Origin of the sequence: Acidovorax carolinensis, assembly GCF_002157145.1 — a bacterium.
Classification (GTDB): Bacteria; Pseudomonadota; Gammaproteobacteria; order Burkholderiales; family Burkholderiaceae_C; genus Acidovorax; species Acidovorax carolinensis.
Genome location: NZ_CP021361.1, coordinates 2,626,001 through 2,644,327 on the forward strand (window position 1 = coordinate 2,626,001; position 18,327 = coordinate 2,644,327).

Here is an 18,327-nt window from a genome sequence, read left to right on the forward strand (position 1 = left end):
CGAACCCCATGTCCAACCCCAATGCTGCGCTCGATATCGGCGCCAAGCTCTGGTCGCTCTGCAACGTGCTGCGCGACGACGGCGTCACCTACCACCAGTACCTGAGCGAACTGACCTACCTGCTGTTCCTGAAAATGATGCAGGAGACCGGGCAGGAAGAGCGCCTGACCGTGTTCAAGTCGCCCAAGAAAGGCGAGCCCAAGCTGCTGCAACCTGGCGTGCGCTGGGCCGACCTGATCAGCGCCTCCGCGCCCGACCGGCTCGACACCTACAAGGAAATGCTGCTGGACTACGGTTTGCACGGCCAGGGCGCTGTGCAAGCCATCTACGCCAACGCCAACACCTTCATCACCAAACCTGCCACGCTGAGCAAGCTGGTCACTGAAATTGACGCGCTCGACTGGTACAGCGTGCAGCGCGACGACCTGGGCGACCTTTACGAAAACCTGCTGGAACGCAACGCCACCGAAAAGAAGAGCGGCGCCGGCCAGTACTTCACGCCCCGCCACCTGATCGACAGCATCGTCACCGTGCTCAACCCCAAGCTGGGCGACGTGATCCAGGATCCTGCGGCCGGCACATGCGGATTCTTGATCGCCGCCAACAACCACCTGCGCAAACACAACGACTTCGACAGCCTCAAGGAAGAAGCCCAGCGCCGCTACCGCCACGACACCTTCTACGGCATGGAGCTGGTGCAAGACACCCACCGTCTTGCGCTGATGAACATGCTGCTGCACGGCATTGAAGGCGGCGTGGACTACGGCGACACCCTGAGCGAGGACTACCGCAAGCTCCCGCCTGCCACGCTGATCCTCTCGAACCCGCCCTTTGGCACCAAAAAAGGCGGCGGCCTGCCCACCCGCACAGACCTCACCTACCTCACCAGCAACAAGCAGTTCGCCTTCCTGCAGCACATCTACCGCAGCCTCAAGCCGGGTGGCCGTGCCGCCGTGGTGCTGCCCGACAACGTGCTCTTTGAAAGCAACGTGGGCACCGACATTCGTCGCGATTTGATGGAGAAGTGCAACCTCCACACCATCCTGCGCCTGCCCACTGGCATTTTTTATGCGCAGGGCGTCAAGACCAACGTGCTTTTCTTCACCAAGGGCGAGAAGGACAAGGGCAACACCAAAGAGGTCTGGGTCTATGACATGCGCGCCAACATGCCCCAGTTTGGCAAGCGCACCCCGTTCACGCGCGACTACTTCCGCACCCCAAAGGGCGCGCCAGACAGCCAGCCGCGCGACAAGTTTGAAGACGTGTTCGGCGACGACCCAAAAGGTGGCCCCGCAGCGCTGGCCCAACGAGTGGACACGGGCGAAACCGGCCGCTGGCGCAAGTTCACCCGCGAACAGATAGCCGCCCGAGGCGACAACCTCGACATGGCCTGGCTCAAGGACGACAGCGCCGAAACCGCCGAAGCCCAGCGCGACGACCCCGCCCTGGTGGCCCGGCTGCTGCAGCGCGAGCTGGGCGGCGCCATGGCCGAACTGCGCTCCCTGCTTGAAGAACTGGGCGAAGACCCCGACGCCGCGCTGGACGACCTGTTGATCGATGAAACCGGGCAAGAGGCACAGGCATGAGCGAGTTGACGTCCACGCCCGCCGACAGCCTGCACGCAGAGTTACGCGCTCTCATCGCCAGCAGCCGCCAGAGGCTGGCGACCGCCGTCAACGCCGAGTTGACCCGCCTGTACTGGAGCGTAGGCCACCGCCTGAACGCCGAAGTGTTGGGCGGCGAACGTGCCAGCTACGGCGCCCAGCTGCTCGACCAGCTAGGCAAGCAACTGTCCAGTGAATTCGGTCGCGGCTTCGAATCCCGCAACCTGCGCCGCATGGTGAAGTTTGCCGAGGCGTTCCCCAACGCCGAGATTGTGTCGACACTGTCGGCAAAATTGAGCTGGAGCCACCTGGTGGCAATAGTGGCCCTCAAAACCCCGGAAGCCCGCCAGTTCTACGCCCACCATGCCGCGCAAGACGGCTGGAGCGTGCGGGAGCTGGGCCACCAGATCGAGCGCAAAGCCTTCGAACGCACGGAGATCGCCAGCGCCCAGGCCCCCGCGCTGCCGACCACGCCACCCCAGATCTTCAAAGACCCCTACTTCCTGGACTTCCTGGGTCTGCGCCAAGGCCACGACGAGGCCGACCTCGAAGCCGCCATCCTGCGCCAGCTCGAGGCATTCATCCTGGAACTGGGCCGCGGCTTTGCCTTTGTCGAACGGCAAAAGCGCATGGTCATCGACGGCGAAGACTTCTACCTGGACCTGCTGTTCTTCCACCGCCGCCTGCGCCGCCTGGTCGCCATCGAGCTCAAGCTCGGCCGCTTCAAGGCCGCGCACAAAGGCCAGATGGAGCTGTACCTGAAGTGGCTGGACAAACACGAACGCCAGACCGGAGAAGAAGCACCTATCGGCCTCATCCTCTGCGCAGAATCCAGCCGCGAACAGGTGGAGCTGCTGCAGATGCACAAAGACGGCATCACCGTGGCCGAGTACTGGACGGAGCTGCCGCCCAAGGCCGAACTGGAACAGCGATTGCACGAGGCGCTGGTGGAAGCACGGGAGAGGTTGGCGCGGCGTGGGCTGCTGCTGGAAGGAGGCGACGATGAGTGAACTTCCGAGTGGCTGGGTGAACGTGCCAATTGGCAGCTTCGCGCGAGTTGTTGGCGGTGGCACTCCGCCGTCAAAGGACCCGGCAAACTTCGCGAAGCCCGGGGAAGGTATTCCCTGGATCACGCCGGCAGACCTGAGCGGGTACCGAAGCCAAACCATCAAATGCGGCTCTCGCGATTTGACACCGGAAGGACTGGCCGCATGCGGTGCGACCTTGATGCCCGCAGGTACGGTACTTTTTTCAAGTCGGGCACCCATCGGCTACGTTGCCATTGCGGCGAACGAGATTGCCACCAACCAAGGTTTCAAGAGCTTTGTTCTCCCGGGTGGCTTCGACCCTCGCTTCACCTACTACCAACTCAAGCACCTGAAACCAGAGGCGGAGGCAATCGCGACGGGAACAACGTTCAAGGAACTTTCCGGTGCTGCGGCAGCAACGCTTCCATTCAGTGTCGCACCGCTGCAGGAGCAAACTCGCATCGCCGACCAACTCGACGCATTGCTGACTCGCATCAATGCCTGTAACGACCGCCTCGACAACATCCCTGCGCTGCTCAAGCGCTTTCGGCAAGCGGTATTGGCTGCAGCGACCAGTGGACTTCTAACCGAGAACTACAGAAAGTCTCAGCCGACCATTGCAGCTGATGGAGTACCCATTGGATGGATCAAGTCCACCATTCGTGCCATCACGACTGATTTACGCTACGGCACCTCAAAGAAGTGTGGCTACTCAACGGACGGTGTAGGGGTGCTGCGTATTCCCAACATTGCAGACCATGGTCGAATCGATATTCGCGATTTGAAGTCCGCGCAGTTCGATGACAAGGAAATCGAAAAGTTGTCTTTGGCAGCTGGCGATCTGTTGGTCATACGTTCAAACGGTAGTGTCGATTTGGTTGGCAAGACCAGCATCGTGACAACCAAAGAAGCTGGCCTCCTGTTTGCCGGGTATCTGATGCGGTTGCGTGTAAACACAGATCTGGCCATGCCTGAGTTTGTCCGTCTGTGCTTGGCAGTGTCGGCGCCGATCCAAATCTGAGCCACCGTGCCGACTGAATATTGAGCCAGGGGTGGAAGCCGACGTTTCAAGGGTCGGCTGTGGATAAGTGTAGGTGCTATCCTGGTTTGCTGATCTCCTTGCTGATGTGTTGAAGGCGCTGGGCAAGCCGCGAAGGGCGTAGCCCGTAGCGGCTTGCCCTGCGCGGTGCCTGCTCAGAATGGGTCGGGCTCAGCCTGCGTTGAGGCACTCTTTCGGTCCTGTTCCCGGGCCTTGATCCGCTTCTTCGCAGCGGCCGTGCTGCGGCTGAACCGGATCGACTCGTTGCCCGTCTCCACGATGTGGCAGTGGTGCGTGAGACGGTCCAGCAGCGCGGTGGTCATCTTCGCGTCGCCGAACACGCTGGACCATTCGGCGAAGTCCAGGTTGGTCGTGATCATCACGCTGGTGTGTTCGTACAGCTTGCTCAGCAGGTGGAACAGCAGCGCCCCGCCGGCCTGGCTGAACGGCAGATAACCCAGCTCGTCCAGGATGATCAGGTCCATGCGCAGCAAGCTGGTGGCGATGCGACCGGCCTTGCCCTGCGCCTTCTCCTGCTCCAGTGCGTTAACCAGATCGACCGTGGAGTAGAACCGCACCCGCTTGCCATGGCGGGTGATGCCCGAGACGCCGATGGCAGTGGCCAGATGGGTCTTGCCCGTGCCCGGGCCGCCCACCAGCACCACGTTGTGCGCCTCGTCGGTAAAGGCAGTGCCGGCCAGCGTGGTGACGAGCTTTCGGTCCACCGGCGAGACCGAGAAGTCAAAGCCCGCCATGTCCCGGTGCACCGGGAACTTCGCCGCGTGCATCTGGTGGCTGATCGAGCGCATCGCCCGGTCCGTGCCCTCGGCCTGCAGCAGGTGCTCGATCAGCCAGCGCGAGGTCTCGATGCCCAGGCCGCCGCCATCGCCACCGCCTTGCTCGACCAGATCAGCCCAGGCACCGGCCATGCCGTGCAGGCGCAGCGCCTTGAGTTCGACCAGCACATCAGTCTTCATGGCGGGCTCCTTCGGTGGTGGCGCCCACGGCACTGTCCGCGGTGTCGGCCCGAAGGCTGTCGTAGCGGGCCGTGTTTGCCAGCGGTGGCGTTGTCACCTTCAGCCGTGTGGCCGCCGTGGGAGGTGCCGGCTGCGCGTTGAGCCGGCTCAGCACGTTGACCACATGCTCCACGCTCACCTTGCCTGGCGCACCGCTCTCCAGCGCCAGCTCGATGGCCACCAGCACCGCGTCCAGACCGGCGCCAAGCACAATCGCCAGCACTTGCGCCATCACCCGGTCGCCTCCCGGGTTACGCAATAGCCCGCGGCGCAGCCGCTGCAGTGGCTCGGGCATGTCCGCAAAGGGCGCTCCGTTTCTCAGCGCCCCGGGCTTTCTCTGCAGCAGCGGGATGTAGTGCTGCCAGTCGTACCGGGTCTCGCCCGCGTTGCTCAGACGTTCGTGGCGGGCGATGACCTCATCATCGGCCACGATGACCACGCGGCCCGGGTACAGCCGCGTGCTCACCATCTGGCCCACGCGTTCGCACGGCACCGAATACCGGTTGCGCGCCACAGACACCAGGCAGGTGCTGGAAACCCGCGCGGGTTTCTCGACGTAGCCGTCGAAGGGCAGCGGCATGGGCATGAGGTGCGCCCGCTCGTGTTCGAGCATCTCCGACACGCTGAACTGCTTGTGCTCGGGGTGGCGTACCTCGTCCCACAACGCGCGGCAGCGCTGGCCCAGCCAGGCGTTGAGTTCGGTGAAGCTGCCGAACTTGATCTGCGCCGCGTCGATCCAGATGCGTCGGCGGCTGTCCTGCACGTTCTTCTCCACCACCCCTTTCTCCCAGCCGCTGGCCACGTTGCAGAAGTCCGGGTCATAGAGGTAGTGCGCGCACATGGTGGCAAAGCGCTCGTTGACGATGCGTCCCTTGCCCTTCTTGACCTTGTCTACAGCGGTCTTCATGTTGTCGTAGATGCCCCGGCGTGCCACGCCGCCCAGCGCGGCGAACGATCGGGTGTGGGCATCGAACAGCATCTCGTGACCCTGGCTGGGGTACGCCACCAGCCAGAAGGCCCGCGAAGCACACAGCTTCATATGCGAGACCTGCACCCGGTAGTAGATGCCGCCGATCACCATGCCTTCCTCGCTCCAGTCGAACTGGAAAGCCTCTCCCAGCTCGAAGGCCAGCGGCACGAAGGCATTGACGGCCGCCCCCTGACCCTCGCTCTGGCGCCACGCCCGGATGAAGTCGGTCACCCGCGTGTAACCCCCTTCGTAGCCCGCTTGCCTGATCTCGGCGTACAGCGCCTTGGCCGTGCGCCGCTCGTGTTTGGGCCGCCGTGCATCGGCCTTCAAGGCCAGCATGAGCGCGTCATGAAACGCCGTCAGTTTGTTGGGCTGTTCGCTGCGGCGGTACCTCGGTGGGCCGTCCACCTCGCCGTGCAGCCACTTCGCCACCGTGTTGCGCGATAGCCCTGTCATGCGCGATATCTCGCGCTCCGATTTGTTCTTGCGGGCATACAAATGCCGGATCCTGCCAATCATGTCCATGGTGATCACTCCTTGTCCTCTGCTGCACAAAAAAGCAGCAGATTAAGTTGTTCACCTGGCTCAGTTTTGGGTCGGCACTACCCTCAAAAGTGGCTCAGTTTTCGGTCGGCGCCAACACAGGTCGCTTTTGCGCGGGTTGAGGCGCTTGCCCAGCATCGACTCGGTACGCACGCTGATGTGCACATGCGGGTTGGCCTGGTGGTCGTGCAGCACCATCACGTACCGGTGATCGGCCAGCTCGGTCTGCGCGAACTCCCGCGCCGCTTTCTGCACGATCAGCGGGTCGGTGCCGCGCGGCATCGACAGCATGATGTTGAAGGCCTCCCGCCGCTGGCCAGGCCCGGCATCTTCAGGAATGCGCGAACCGCCGACGCGCCACTCGTCGGCCAGGCCGTACAGGCCATCTTTGCCGCGCAGCGTCTCGCCGCGCTGGTCTTCAATCTCCAGCCGCCCGTTTTTGCTGATGTAACGAAAGTGCGCCGCAATGGCCGCCATGCTCCGCCCTCCCCCAGTGACCTTGACCATCACCTGCGGCGCGCGCCGCACCACGGTGGCTTCGATGCGCTGGCGGATGGCTGCGGCCCTGTGTTGTGAACCCTGCGAGCCCTGCGCATCCAGCCGGGGCTGGGGCCGGACCTGGACGATGCAGTTCCCCGGGTAGAAAAGGCGGTCGCCCCAGGTGATGAGGACGCCGTCGAGCTCTGGGCCGTGTGGGGTATTGGCGCCGTACGCGTGACCTTGCACGTTCGCTCGTGAGGGTGTGCGCCGATTGCCGGATGGTGCTTTCATGGGTGGCTCCTTCGGGTGTTGGGCTGGTTGCGGCCTGCGGGCTTTCCGTTGGAGGGTCGGCTTGGCTGCAGATCTGCCAGGGCGATGGAAGCGAGGTCGAGGTGTTGGCGCACATCGCGCGCCAGGGCATCGAGCATCGAGCGGTACGGCAGGGGAAGCTCGGCTTCGCCTCGGCGCAGCATTGAGTTCACCTGGTAAAGGTTGCGGCTTAGGGTGGCCAGTTCGGCAGTGGCTGTTGTGAGCAATGCAACAGTCTCTGCGTGCCCTCCCCCCTCCAGGAGCGCTGGCACACCCGCCACCAAACCTGCCAGGTAGTCCCCGGTGGTCATCCCGGCCCTATGAGCTGCTTGCAGCGTCGCTGCGGCGTCCTCAGGCCGCATGCGAAGGCACAAGCGCACGCGGGCTACGGAACTTGTGGCGCGAACTTTCGCGAGTTCCCCGGCGGCCACGTCCGCTGGTTGGCACAACGCATCGGTCAGCGCCTTGCGCACAAGTTGCGAAGGCGAGCAGCCGTAGGCCTGGGCGCGCTCCGTGAGCACGGCCTTCAGGCCATGCACATCCACGCTGATGCGGTCCCTTGACGAGGTTTCCATACCGAGTCTCCTGACATCGATTCACCCTGGGTGAGCGTGTCAGACAACCGGCGCCACCGCGCCTATCTCTGCACTCACCCATGAACCCAGTATTGACCTGAACCGAGGCTCTGAAGCCGCTGGATTTGGGTCCGAATCCAGCAGGCGAACAGGCGCCAGGCGGGTTGAATATGAGCACGTACCGAGCAGCACCGTTCAGGACGTGAACAGACAGCACGAGCAGTGATCAGCAGGCAAACAGCCACTGCACAAACTGAACAGCAATTGAAGAACAGCCGAGCAACGCCTGACCAGAAACCGAACGATGAAACTGGTTCCAACCGATCCACCGGGCAGAAGCTCGCGCAAGGCCAAGCGCTTTGCGCAGGACATGCGGGAGCTGCGCGCCCTGGGCTACACCTTCGAGGCTATCCGCATGGCCTTGGCTGCGGTCGGCGTGCACGTGAGCAATGCGACCGTGCAACGCGAAGTGGCCAGGGCCACCAAAGCAGCTTCAAGCGCACAGGGCGCGGGATCCGGTGTTCGTCCAGATGAATTGCCGCCTGTTCTCACTGAGTCGCAGGTGTACGCATCCCCACCTTCAACCACCGCGCCCCAGTCATCTCAAGTCGTTTCCGTGCAAACGGACATGCGCAGCGGCAAAGAGATCGCCGCAGCGTTCGCCAGCAGCCGAATCACCAACCCCCTGGCGCTCGCCAGGCTCAACGCAAAGGACCCGTCATGAAAATCGCAGTGATCAACTTCTCGGGAAACGTGGGCAAAACCACCATCGCCAGGCATCTGCTGCTGCCGCGTATCGACGGCGCGGAGCTGTTTTCTGTGGAGAGCCTGAACGCGGCCGAGGGCGAGGGCCATGCGATGCGTGGCCGGCAGTTCGGCGAGCTGCAGGAGCTCCTGCAGACCATGGACAGCGCGGTGGTGGACATCGGGGCCAGCAACGTGGAGGAATTGCTCGGCCTGATGCAGAAATACCAAGGCAGTCACGAGGACTTCGATGCGTTTGTGGTTCCCACGGTGCCAGCCCTCAAGCAGCAGCAGGACACCATCGCCACCCTGGTCGAGCTGGCGCGGCTGGGCGTGTCCCGTTCAAGGGTGCGGCTGGTGTTCAACATGGTCAGCAGCGCCGCAGATGTCCCGGCGCACTTCAACCTGTTGCGGGCCTTCCTCAAAGCGCAGCCCATCGCCACAGAGAACGTGGCCTGCTATTTAGGCCCAAACGAGGTGTACGGGCGCATCCGGGGCAGCAATGCCGACCTCGCCTCCCTGGCCAGAGACGACACCGACTACAAGGCTTTGATCGTCAAGGCAAGCGACACCGCAGAAAAGCTCGCGCTGGCCCAGAAGCTGGCCACACGGCGGCTGGCGGTTGGTGTGTTGCCGCAGCTGGATGCCTGCTTTGCGGCGCTCGGTCTGGCGGAGAGCGCCGCCAGCAACGTGGTGCCGCTGGCACGGCAGGCACAGTGAGCGACCTGATCACGGTCCGCGAGGAGCTGATGGCCGTGGCCATCGGCGATCTGGGCACGTTGCTGGATCGGGTCGAGAAATTGGCGCCCCAACTGGATGCGAGCCGCATGGAGTTGCTGAGGACCAGCACCGAACTGACGGAGAAGGTCGAGGCGTATTCAAAGCGCATGGATGAAATCACCGAGAACGCGAAGCTGCAGACGGTGAAGCACATCGCTCGCCGCGCCGACGAAGTGGCCCGGGGAACTGTGGAGACACAGACCCGGGCCATGGAGGAAGCGGCGCGCGTGGCGTTCCACCATGAAGTCGGCCCGGCCCTGCAGCGGGTGACGCTGCCGCTGCAGGACGTTGCGGCTCTGGCACGCAAGGGTGCACGCCCCTGGGAAGGGTGGCTGCTGCACGCCGCGACGGCGGTGCTTGCTTCGGCCATCAGCTGGGCGATGGCTGCCTGGCTGTGGCTTCGGTGAGAAGCCGCGGCCGGGATCGCGCGAGCCGGCAGCAGCCGGCGAGCGCGTTTCGGAATTTCAGATGAACCACACCGCCCAGCGTTGGGGCGGTGTGGTGTTGGACCCGTTCAGGCCTTGAGCTTGCGCATCTCTTCGGCCAGCACCCACAGCGCCCGGTTCAGGCTCACGCTGCGGTCGATGCTGGCCACCGGGCGGGTGTGCATGCGCCGGCCCTTGGCTCCGCGCCCGGGCTGGCCACCACGCAGGGCGTTCTCCTGCACCCGCTGGAAGGTGGTCCACAGGCTGTTGCCAAAGTCCTCCGGTCGGCGGGCTTCGATCAGCTGCTCGGCGGTCACCGGGGCCGGTGGTTCGCCCTCCCCGCGTTCGCCGTAGCGCAGCGCCAAAGCGGCGGTAGCAAAGGCTTGCTGTTCCTCGCGCTGCAGCGGCAGGGCTTTCATGCTGTCGGTGGACGCGTCCACCACCTCGAAGTCGTCCAGCACCCGGAACGCGCCTTCAATCACCTCGCCCTGGATGTTGCCTTTGTGCGGGATGCGGATGTCATTGGTGATGTCGCCCACCACCAGACCATTGCAACAGACGAATCTGAACTGACCCGCGAGCATCTGATAGCTGCTGGCGCCGTCGTGGCTGTTGATCAGGATGATCTCGTTGGCCTCGGGCCGGGTGTTCACCTGGCCCGCATGGCGCATGCGGATCATGTGCTTGGTGAACTCGGTTTTGCCTTCAATGCGGCTCTTGCTCTGGGCCACCATGAAGGGTTCGAAGCCTTCATGCCGCAGACCGCGCAGCACGTCAATGGTCGGGATGTAGGTGTAGCGCTCGGAACGGCTGCCGTGTTTGCCCTCGGCAAAGATGGACGGCGCGGCCCGGCGCATCTGGTCTTCGGCCAGCGGGGTTTCGCTGCGGATGACGAAGGTGTTCTGGCCAAAACGGGCGGCCAGGGGGCGGGAAGCTTGGACGGTGTTCATGGTGGTGCTCCGGTATTCAGGCATGCAAAGGGATGAAATGGGATAGCCGGGCGGCTGGGTGCCGCCCGGTGTGCTGCGTCAGGCGTGCGCTGCTTGGCGCTCGTTGCGGGCCTTGCGGCTGGGGTGGGTGCGCTGGGGGCTGGTGCGGGTGGATCACCAGCACCTTCACGCGCGCGACGTGCTTCGCCCTCGGCCTTGCTGTCGAGGTAGTCGATTTCGTCCACGGTGAACGCCAGCCCGTAGACCTCGACGCCGTCGTTGTCCTGGTAGTTGTTGTTGCGCACCCGCCCGACGATGTTCACGTGCGAACCCTTGCCCAGGTACTCGGCGGCGTGTTCGGCCTGCTTGGCCCACAGCGTCCACTGGATCGCGGTGGCTTCTTCGGAACGCTCTTCACCGCTGCCCCGGCGGCTGTTGCTGATGGCGGTCAACACCGCCTTGGCGACTTTGCCTTCGCGCCCGTTGACGAATTCAAGCTTGACGGCGGATGCCAGGTGCGCGTGGCGCTGGATGACTTGAACATTGGCCATGGTGAAACTCCTTGCAAGAGCGATCAGCCGGACCCCGATCCGGGCTCCTCAAAGCTGATCCTCTCGCTCGGACTCCCTCGCTCCCGCCCACGGGCGGGCGGGGGGTGGGCAAGGCCCCTTCCCTCGGGAAGGGGTGGGGGATGGGGAAACCTTGCAGCACGAAACAGTGAGCCAGTCACCTGGCCCACCGCTGAAAGATCCCCCCACAAGTCCCCCTCACCTGTGGATGGGGGCGCCGTGGGGGGAGTGCGGTGGGTCCATTGGCGCACGCGCTGCCTGAACCTCTTCGGGCGACCAGCGAAGCGCAGGCGACCGATTGAACTGAGCGGCGGCGTCTCTGCGGACGGCGTGACACCAAGCGCAGCGACTGGCGCGGCGTTCGAGCCGGTGCGATCACTTCAGGGGTTCGCTGTCTCCGGTCATCCCAGCGGCCCGGCTTCGGGTTTGGCGGGTGACCGGGGGGACGATCTGGCGGGCGGGATGGGACCACAGCTCAGCGGCGGGAGCGGACCGAACGTCAGTTCGTCCAGCGGGCTCGTTCCCGCGCAGCGGGAAGGAAACCAGACCGCGATCCCCGGGCACGGGAAAGGACCGCTGGTCGCTGTGCTTCCGGTGAACACCGGCCATGCTCCGCCCTCCCCTGTGCCCGCGCACAGCGCGCTGATCAACAACAAAAAATTGGGGCCGAAGGCCCCAGGGATTACACGAGGCCAAGCTCGGCCATCGAATTCACCGCGTCGCCCGCCACGATGAAGTGGTCGAGCACCCGCACATCGACCAGCGCCGCCGCCTGCTTGAGCGTCTGGGTCAGAACTTCGTCGGCCCGTGATGGACGGGCAGCACCACTGGGATGGTTGTGCACCAGGACCAGGGCGCAGCTGTTCCTCAGGAGCGCATCGCGCACCACTTCACGTGGGTACACCGATGTCTGGCTCACCGTGCCCCGGAACATCTCGACGTAGTCCAGCACGCGGTTCTGCACATCCAGATGCACTACGGCAAAGACCTCATGAGGCAGGCTGCCCAGCCGGGCGCGCAGGAAGTCCTTCACCACAGCGGGTGAGTCCATCAGGTCGCTGCCGCGCACCTGGGCGGCTAGCAACTGCTGCGCCGCCAGCAGCACCTCGTCGGCCTCGGCCGGACGGTACTGACCAGCCACGTCGCGAATGAGCAAACCGCCCGAACCAGCGGGCACCGACAGGAAGGAATCGAGGGAAGAAAACAGATCGTGCTGCATGACCAACTCCAGTGATCGGGCGGGATTGCCCGAGACCGGAACCGGCACGCCGCAGCGCAGCGGTCACAGGTTCGAAGACGGCCGACCGGCCGCCAGCGCCCACAGGGCGCGCAGACCTTGACGGCGAGAACGGTGTGCAAGGATGAAGGGATCAGCAAGCCAGCCCCACCAAACCTGCAGGCGTGAGGATGGCAAGCGCAGCGCGCAGGCCGGGACGGCCGGAGGCGTCAGGGATCGGAGCCGAATGGCCGCGACCCACAGGGGCGCGGGGGTAGCCCGCAGAGCCCGACGGCGGCACGCCGGGACGCAATAACGAAATCGACGCACATCATCTTCGGCAACCAACACCACCGAAGACAATCCATCTAGAACAATTCGGACCCACCATGACCACAGCCGCCAAGACTGCAACCACTGCCTGGGCCTTCCGCACCCGGTTTCGCCGGGGCGCATTTGGTTGGAAAGGCACCCAGCTGGCCTTCGGCCGCATCAACGAAGCCCTGACCGAGATCCGTGCCGTGGCCCGTCACGACCCTCCCCGTGCCGCCGAAGGTGCCGTCTTGCTGCTGGAAAAGCTCTCCCCTGCCCTATGCCAGATCGACAGCTCATCGGGCGCCCTGGGCAACGCCACCTACGCCGCGGTCCAGGAACTGGCGCCCCTGATCAGCCAAGCGCCCGTGAGCGCCCCCGTTCGCCAGAAATGGCTCGACCGCCTGTTTGATGCCATCCAGGAAGACGATCCCCCCTACATCGAATCCCTCGGTGATCACTGGGGCGACCTGTGCGCAACAAAGGAACTGGCCTCCGCCTGGGCCGACCAGCTCCTGCCGACGCTGAAAAATGCACTGCGAGAGCGCAAGCGCGGCACCTACGCCTTCTTCTCCGGCACCACCCTCTGCTACAGCGCCCTGTTCAAGGCCCAGCGGCACGATCAGCTCCTGGAGTTACTGGACATGGACCCGCACCCGATCTGGCCCTACCTGGTCTGGGGCGCCAAAGTGCTGGCGACACGAGGCCAGATCGATGAAGCCATCGCCTACCTGCGTGAACGCGCAGGCAGCACCACCAGCGAGACATCCATCGCCCGCTTTGCCGAAGAAGAACTGCTCAAGGCCGGTCGCCGCGCCGAGGCCTTCAACCAGTACGCGCTGCTCGCCAATCAGGCCAACACCCAGATCGCCACCTACCGGGCCCTCGCCAAGAAGTACCCCGAACTGGCCAAAGACAAGCTGCTGGACCACCTGATCGCATCCACACCCGGCGAGCCCGGCAAGTGGTTCGCCACCGCCAAGACGCTGAAACTGTTCGAGCAGGCAACCCACCTGGCCTGGGCCTCACCGTGCGACCCCAAGACCCTGAACCGGGCCGCACGCGACCATCTCAAGACCCAGCCGGACTTCGCCATGCAATGTGCGCTGGCCTCTTTGCACTGGATGTCGCTGGGCCACGGCTACGAACTTACGGGCATGGACGTGCAGGATGCCTATCGAATTGCCATCGAGGCAGCCGCCGCCACCCAGCGAGCACAGCAAGTCCGAATGTCAATCGAACAAGTGCTCGCATCCGATAGACCCATGGCAGCCTGGCTGCAGCGATCGCTGGGAATCGTGCTGCAGACCGCGTAGCAAGTGATGGTTGGCCACCTCATCTATCAACTGATCAAACAGGTAAACGTTCACGGCCAGGCGGAAAAGCCTCCAGTTCGCTGCCATTAACCCTTCAAGGCTGGATCCTGTCATAGCCTTTTTGTCTACCCGACGACAGCTCATCACATGATCAATCAAAGACCTGAGTGCCTGCCATAGGCAGTCACAGCCTGGGTGGCGAATTCTTCCAACACCATTTTTGGGGCTGCCTCAAACGTGAGTTCGCGTCAATCTGTCGTCCGGATCTAAGCGCTACTATTGATCTGCATTCAAGTCGAACTCCAGCCAATCCCTCCCTGACCAAAGAAAGCCGACTTCTTCTTGTATGGCAGATGCGCCCTTCGGCCGTATAGAAAAGCGTCGACTTTTCCCTGTTGTCTTGAGCGACCAGGTTGCTTGGCAAGTTCCGCATTGGCAGTAGAAGTCCTGCTGCTGCTGCGCCCGCACGAATCTTGCCTGATGGCCACAAAGCTCAGCAAGAGTTGCGATCTGTTCGATGGCATCCCCGACGGCGTCCTCAACTTGCGAATTAGCTGAACCTTTGAGTGAAGCCTTCAGTTCGGCTGCTTTCTGAGCATCGACTGGCGCGAGGATCCTGACGTGGGTAGACGAAATAGATTCAAACTGTTCCGGCCAAGCCTCGGTTAGCGTTTTGGACGGCGTCGGCAACGGCCCCAGTTTTCGGCCATGACCTTGGAGCAATTGCCGCAACATCCACTCATCGATCAACTTCCCCACCTTCTCCACGACATAAAGGTCCAGCGGAGAGACAGGAAGACTCTGCGGCGATGCGACACTGGTTGGCACGCCTGGCCAACACACGATACGACCAGGCTCCAGACTCTCACTGATATTTATTGACGCGCCGAACCAGGCAATCGGTACGATCCTCAGGATAGATCCCTGAGACTGAGTTACGACCCAATCATGTCCATCACGTCGGAGTACGAAACTCCGTCCCGCCCAACTGAAGATGAAATTTCCATCCACTCTTCGCAGACCATACCGCTCAAGCGCCCGCCTAATCACAAGACCAACGTAACTGACGTAAGCCAGTTGCAATTGAAGTTGCCGCGCCAAGCGCTCTTCCGGGGGTAAGAGCCGGTCTTCACGATCATCTTTCAACTTCTCCCAAAGCGGGGGCAGATGACGATAGTGCGGGTCGTGGTTGAGAATGTTTGTCCGGTGAACTTGGGCAGGAACCACAGATGCAGGAGGCACCAGCGAATAAAGCCCCCTTTGCTTCAACCCTCTGATTGCACGCAACTGAGACTCCAAATCGCTGAGGGCGCGCTTTCCTGCCTCCAACTGCATCCCAGTCTTGTCATCAAGATATGACTCGCCCCAAAGGCGACAAATATCCTGGCGAAGTCGAAAATGCGTCTGCTCAGAGTCCTGGAACTCCAAAGCTCGCTCCAGTCGTGAATTGACTCCCCGGATGCGAGCCAATCTCCTAGCAAGGTGTCGATCAAGGCGATCTAGTAGCCGCTTGTAGAGCCTGTTCTCATAGATGGCATAGTCGTCCTCGCTGAAACGTGCAAGAACCTTGCGCGGTTGAACACCACTGAGCGTACGCTGCTGCCAGCAATCAGAGTGTGATGCCAGGTGACTTAATGCCGAAGTCGCGAGGCGTCGAGCTCGCGCCACTGGCGCAACCAAGTCGTCATATCGAAGGTCTCTGCGGGGGCGGTCAGATATTGAATGCAGATGACCATCTCTGAGTACCGCCGCCAAGTCGCGCTCGAGTTCTTCGAGCGCGCATTGGGCGGCCATCTCAGCAGGCAGCATGGGTGAGACATTTGCATCATGTGCGTGAGCGATTTTTCCGGCAATGGAAATAATCGCCTCTGCAGACAAATCGGAGTCCGCCTGATCGTCGTCAGACTGATAGATGGCGAGCACTTGCGATTCAGTGTCTTGAGTCCGGATTACGCCCGAGCCGTCATCTGATAGCAGATCACCGGGCTGCAAGCGACTGTGTCCATTGACCACGAGTGGCTCAAGCAAGCAATACCTCCCCGGCAGAAGCGCGTCGGGTAGGCGGCTGATTTTGCTACCCGTAAGACGGTCCAAAAATATCATGCCTCACGCTCCTTGCGGCGACGGTCTTCAGCCAACAAGGCAATGGAACGGCGAGGCTCCGATTTCCACCCCTTCCACACTGTGGTCAGCGCTTGTTCGATGGCGCCAAGATCATCAATGGTCGCATCGTATCTACCAGTGACCTTCCCGCGCCTGAATACTCTGCTGGCAAGCAAATGGTCCAGAGCATCCTCTTTGCGACCGCCGGCAGCCATGTAAACAGGGACAAATCGCATGGCCTGACGTTCGAGTCGATTGCCCCAACCCAAGTCAAAGCGATCCTGCAAGATGCTCGTGAGCGGGCCCGTGGTCAACTCCGCCAACAACTCTGAAACCTCATCAGCGTTTTGTGTCACGGCATCATCGAATCGCTCCATCAAAGATCCATAGCTAAAGCTGGCCTTCGGCTTTGGCTCCACCTTGAATCCCGCTTCGTGGCGGGGAAGCGTCATGACATGAGCACGGTCGTAGGTTTTGTCTGCGAACTCGTTCGTTGTTTCATCGTGGTTAGCAGTGCCTACAAACCAGACGTTGTGGGGAACCCGAATCCTTCGCCCCTCGACCAGCAGCGCTGGGGCGTTCGGCAACTGGCTCTCCGACAAACTGATGAGTCGATCTCTTGGGTCATTCTTTTCGAGCGCCGAGAGGAATTCAGCAAAATACTGCTCCGGGCGCGATAGGTTCATCTCGTCCAGCAAGATGATGTTGCACCGGTCCTTGTAAGCGGCAGTTTGCGCACGGTAGAGACCTTGCAGGCAGTCGCGCTCGTAGAAGCGCTTTTCGAAAGCGTTGTAGTGCCCCAGTAGATCATCACGGTCTCGCCAGCCAGCCTGGACGGCGATGTCGGTGCAATGCCCCCGACAGCCTTTGCAAAGGCCTTCGCCAAGCTTGTTTTGCCTGTGCCGCTGATTCCCTGAAAGATGTGAAGCTGGCTCATGGCCAACCCGGCAATAAGCAGCTGAATATCTTCGAGACGGAAATGAAGTGTTGCACCTTCCTCCGCTTGAGCGATCCTGTGCTGCAATTCAACCGAGAATTTTTTCAGATCAGGAACATCCTGCTCCGGCAGGCTCAGCTCCTTGGCTTTGCGATCCTTGATCCAATCTGCATTGGATGCCGAATCCATCCATGCCATCTGGGGGAACGGCTTTTCGGACTGCTGAGACTGGGTGAGGTCATCCACAGTTTTACCCAGGTCATTCAGCCTTGCACTCAAAATCTGATTGTTCTTTTCGAGGGCACGCTTCTCTTTTTCAAGGTTCTCTTTGTCGCTGACACCGAGACGCAGGCGATGAAGCTGAGCTTTTGCATCAGCTAAGTCCACATGAACCTCATCGAGTTGAGTCTTTTGCTCATCACGAAGTTTTCGCAGTGCCTCATTCTCAGATTGCAGCTGATCATCTTGACTATTTGCAATGTGATTTTCCAACTGAGTGACTCGACGCTTGTGAGCAGCCAAATCGTCAAGAATCTCGCGTGCAGAACGTCCCGCCAATGCTTCTGAGAACTCTCGGTATTGTTCTAGTTTTTGTTCAGTCAAGGTCCAATCACGGTACACTTTTTCGAGGCGAGACTCAGCTCGTTTTCGGGCCTCCGTCAATCTCGCAATTTCCTGGCTGGCCTCGCGAAGTGCATCTTCACGGATCTGTGTCCGTTCGCGCTCTAGCTCTTTCCACTCCGCATCTTGCCGTCGTTGTTGCTGCTGAAGACTTCTCTCCTTGTTTGCAATATCCGCTTCCCGACCCATCAGTTCGGAGGCGCGCGCAGACTCATCGTCACGTGCTTTTTGCTCTGCTTGAAGGATGCCAAGTTGAATTTCTGTCTTCTTAGACTCCAGCTCCACGATCTCTTTTTTTAGGTCACTGAGTGCTGCGACGTTTTGGGCGGCAAAACCGGATCGCGCATCCAGTTCCCGCTTTTCAAGTTCCCGCTCCTTGTCAGCCAGATTTGATTCAGACTTTTTTATCTCGGCTTGTCTTTGCCTCAACTCATCATCGAGTTTGTGGATTTCTTCGGTTCTCTTTTTGTTCTCATCACTTCGGCGAGAGAATGCTTCCTCCTTGCGAACCAGGTCTTCCGTGCGCTTCTGTGCATCCTCATGCAACTCACGAACTCTCTTTGCGACATCAGCGACAGCCGCCAACAGCTTCTCGAGCTCAACCTTTTTCTCAGGTTCGGCTTTCTCCAATTCGCTGACCTGATCTTTGTCCAGGTCGGGGAGCGCCACGACGGAAGCATCGCTTTGCACCAGTGATGCAAGGGAGCCAATGCCAGCAGTTGCTTTCTGCCATGCCGATGCGACTGCACTTTGTGTAGCATTCGTGTTTTGCGCCACTGGGGCTTTGTTCCCCTTATTGTGTTTTGCCATA

General features: G+C 61.6%; 17 protein-coding genes. 7 read left to right on the plus strand and 10 right to left on the minus strand.

Annotation, left to right across the window (positions count from 1 at the left end):
- Positions 1-8 precede the first annotated feature (8 nt).
- Genes CBP34_RS12295 through CBP34_RS19805 form a run of 3 tightly spaced genes read left to right on the plus strand, consistent with a single transcriptional unit; the run spans position 9 to position 3,653 of the window.
- A complete protein-coding gene (locus CBP34_RS12295; RefSeq protein ID WP_094099168.1) occupies positions 9-1,586 on the plus strand; it encodes a class I SAM-dependent DNA methyltransferase in 1,578 nt (525 codons plus the stop codon).
- Positions 1,583-2,614 carry a PDDEXK nuclease domain-containing protein gene (locus tag CBP34_RS12300; RefSeq protein WP_094098181.1) on the plus strand — a complete coding sequence of 344 codons (1,032 nt, stop codon included), beginning with the start codon at positions 1,583-1,585 and terminating at the stop codon, positions 2,612-2,614. The genes CBP34_RS12295 and CBP34_RS12300 overlap by 4 nt, the downstream gene beginning before the upstream one ends.
- Positions 2,607-3,653, plus strand: coding sequence for a restriction endonuclease subunit S (locus CBP34_RS19805; protein ID WP_208616335.1), 1,047 nt, complete (start codon positions 2,607-2,609; stop codon positions 3,651-3,653). The genes CBP34_RS12300 and CBP34_RS19805 overlap by 8 nt, the downstream gene beginning before the upstream one ends.
- A 173-nt stretch (positions 3,654-3,826) precedes the next feature.
- Here CBP34_RS19805 and istB read toward each other — a convergent pair whose 3' ends face one another.
- From istB to CBP34_RS12330, 4 genes are read right to left on the minus strand one after another with little or no spacing between them, the layout of a single operon-like run.
- Positions 3,827-4,648 carry an IS21-like element helper ATPase IstB gene (gene istB, locus CBP34_RS12315; RefSeq protein ID WP_087745763.1) on the minus strand — a complete coding sequence of 274 codons (822 nt, stop codon included), beginning with the start codon at positions 4,646-4,648 and terminating at the stop codon, positions 3,827-3,829.
- Positions 4,638-6,182, minus strand: coding sequence for an IS21 family transposase (gene istA, locus CBP34_RS12320; protein ID WP_087748263.1), 1,545 nt, complete (start codon positions 6,180-6,182; stop codon positions 4,638-4,640). The genes istB and istA overlap by 11 nt, the downstream gene beginning before the upstream one ends.
- A gap of 60 nt (positions 6,183-6,242) precedes the next feature.
- Positions 6,243-6,971, minus strand: coding sequence for a relaxase/mobilization nuclease domain-containing protein (locus CBP34_RS12325; protein ID WP_335622240.1), 729 nt, complete (start codon positions 6,969-6,971; stop codon positions 6,243-6,245).
- A complete protein-coding gene (locus CBP34_RS12330; protein WP_094098182.1) occupies positions 6,968-7,564 on the minus strand; it encodes a hypothetical protein in 597 nt (198 codons plus the stop codon). The genes CBP34_RS12325 and CBP34_RS12330 overlap by 4 nt, the downstream gene beginning before the upstream one ends.
- 304 nt (positions 7,565-7,868) lie before the next feature.
- Between CBP34_RS12330 and CBP34_RS12335 the strand changes: the two genes are divergently transcribed.
- Genes CBP34_RS12335 through CBP34_RS12345 form a run of 3 tightly spaced genes read left to right on the plus strand, consistent with a single transcriptional unit; the run spans position 7,869 to position 9,495 of the window.
- Entirely contained in the window at positions 7,869-8,288 is a 420-nt protein-coding gene (locus CBP34_RS12335; protein WP_094098183.1) for a hypothetical protein, read from the plus strand.
- A complete protein-coding gene (gene stbB / locus CBP34_RS12340) occupies positions 8,285-9,028 on the plus strand; it encodes a StbB family protein (RefSeq protein WP_094098184.1) in 744 nt (247 codons plus the stop codon). Before CBP34_RS12335 ends, stbB begins: the two co-directional genes overlap by 4 nt.
- A complete protein-coding gene (locus CBP34_RS12345; RefSeq protein WP_094098186.1) occupies positions 9,025-9,495 on the plus strand; it encodes a hypothetical protein in 471 nt (156 codons plus the stop codon). Before stbB ends, CBP34_RS12345 begins: the two co-directional genes overlap by 4 nt.
- Before the next feature lie 107 nt (positions 9,496-9,602).
- Here CBP34_RS12345 and CBP34_RS12350 read toward each other — a convergent pair whose 3' ends face one another.
- The 3 genes from CBP34_RS12350 to CBP34_RS12360 form a co-directional block, all read right to left on the minus strand.
- Positions 9,603-10,463 (minus strand): DUF932 domain-containing protein, encoded by an 861-nt coding sequence (locus CBP34_RS12350; protein WP_094098188.1) that lies wholly within the window; start codon positions 10,461-10,463, stop codon positions 9,603-9,605.
- Positions 10,460-10,993, minus strand: a complete 534-nt coding sequence (locus tag CBP34_RS12355; RefSeq protein WP_094098189.1) for a single-stranded DNA-binding protein — start codon at positions 10,991-10,993, stop codon at positions 10,460-10,462. Before CBP34_RS12355 ends, CBP34_RS12350 begins: the two co-directional genes overlap by 4 nt.
- 700 nt (positions 10,994-11,693) lie before the next feature.
- The gene (locus CBP34_RS12360) at positions 11,694-12,230 is read right to left on the minus strand and encodes a JAB domain-containing protein (RefSeq protein WP_094098191.1); all 537 of its coding nucleotides are present in this window, start codon (positions 12,228-12,230) and stop codon (positions 11,694-11,696) included.
- A 386-nt stretch (positions 12,231-12,616) separates the two neighbouring features.
- Here CBP34_RS12360 and CBP34_RS12365 point away from each other — a divergent pair, with 386 nt between their 5' ends.
- A complete protein-coding gene (locus CBP34_RS12365; RefSeq protein WP_094098193.1) occupies positions 12,617-13,855 on the plus strand; it encodes a hypothetical protein in 1,239 nt (412 codons plus the stop codon).
- 276 nt (positions 13,856-14,131) lie between these two features.
- On the opposite strand, the gene CBP34_RS12370 is transcribed toward CBP34_RS12365, so the two are convergent.
- The 3 genes from CBP34_RS12370 to CBP34_RS19460 are packed head-to-tail and all read right to left on the minus strand — an operon-like array spanning position 14,132 to position 18,326.
- A complete protein-coding gene (locus tag CBP34_RS12370) occupies positions 14,132-15,958 on the minus strand; it encodes a DUF2357 domain-containing protein (RefSeq protein WP_094098195.1) in 1,827 nt (608 codons plus the stop codon).
- Complete coding sequence (locus CBP34_RS12375) at positions 15,955-16,656, minus strand: hypothetical protein (protein WP_094098196.1); 702 nt, start codon at positions 16,654-16,656, stop codon at positions 15,955-15,957. Before CBP34_RS12375 ends, CBP34_RS12370 begins: the two co-directional genes overlap by 4 nt.
- Positions 16,641-18,326: a hypothetical protein gene (locus CBP34_RS19460; RefSeq protein ID WP_157896468.1), complete on the minus strand. Its 1,686-nt coding sequence runs from the start codon at positions 18,324-18,326 to the stop codon at positions 16,641-16,643. Before CBP34_RS19460 ends, CBP34_RS12375 begins: the two co-directional genes overlap by 16 nt.
- Position 18,327: the final 1 nt, after the last annotated feature.

Coding starts and splice junctions, on each gene's coding strand:
- CBP34_RS12355 (WP_094098189.1), bottom strand. CDS start 10,993: ATGGCCAATGTTCAAGTCATCCAGCGCCACGCGCACCTGGCATCCGCC.
- CBP34_RS12370 (WP_094098195.1), bottom strand. CDS start 15,958: ATGATATTTTTGGACCGTCTTACGGGTAGCAAAATCAGCCGCCTACCC.
- stbB (WP_094098184.1), top strand. CDS start 8,285: ATGAAAATCGCAGTGATCAACTTCTCGGGAAACGTGGGCAAAACCACC.
- CBP34_RS19805 (WP_208616335.1), top strand. CDS start 2,607: ATGAGTGAACTTCCGAGTGGCTGGGTGAACGTGCCAATTGGCAGCTTC.
- istA (WP_087748263.1), bottom strand. CDS start 6,182: ATGGACATGATTGGCAGGATCCGGCATTTGTATGCCCGCAAGAACAAA.
- istB (WP_087745763.1), bottom strand. CDS start 4,648: ATGAAGACTGATGTGCTGGTCGAACTCAAGGCGCTGCGCCTGCACGGC.
- CBP34_RS12330 (WP_094098182.1), bottom strand. CDS start 7,564: ATGGAAACCTCGTCAAGGGACCGCATCAGCGTGGATGTGCATGGCCTG.
- CBP34_RS12360 (WP_094098191.1), bottom strand. CDS start 12,230: ATGCAGCACGATCTGTTTTCTTCCCTCGATTCCTTCCTGTCGGTGCCC.
- CBP34_RS12300 (WP_094098181.1), top strand. CDS start 1,583: ATGAGCGAGTTGACGTCCACGCCCGCCGACAGCCTGCACGCAGAGTTA.
- CBP34_RS12350 (WP_094098188.1), bottom strand. CDS start 10,463: ATGAACACCGTCCAAGCTTCCCGCCCCCTGGCCGCCCGTTTTGGCCAG.
- CBP34_RS12335 (WP_094098183.1), top strand. CDS start 7,869: ATGAAACTGGTTCCAACCGATCCACCGGGCAGAAGCTCGCGCAAGGCC.
- CBP34_RS12365 (WP_094098193.1), top strand. CDS start 12,617: ATGACCACAGCCGCCAAGACTGCAACCACTGCCTGGGCCTTCCGCACC.
- CBP34_RS19460 (WP_157896468.1), bottom strand. CDS start 18,326: ATGGCAAAACACAATAAGGGGAACAAAGCCCCAGTGGCGCAAAACACG.
- CBP34_RS12325 (WP_335622240.1), bottom strand. CDS start 6,971: ATGAAAGCACCATCCGGCAATCGGCGCACACCCTCACGAGCGAACGTG.
- CBP34_RS12295 (WP_094099168.1), top strand. CDS start 9: ATGTCCAACCCCAATGCTGCGCTCGATATCGGCGCCAAGCTCTGGTCG.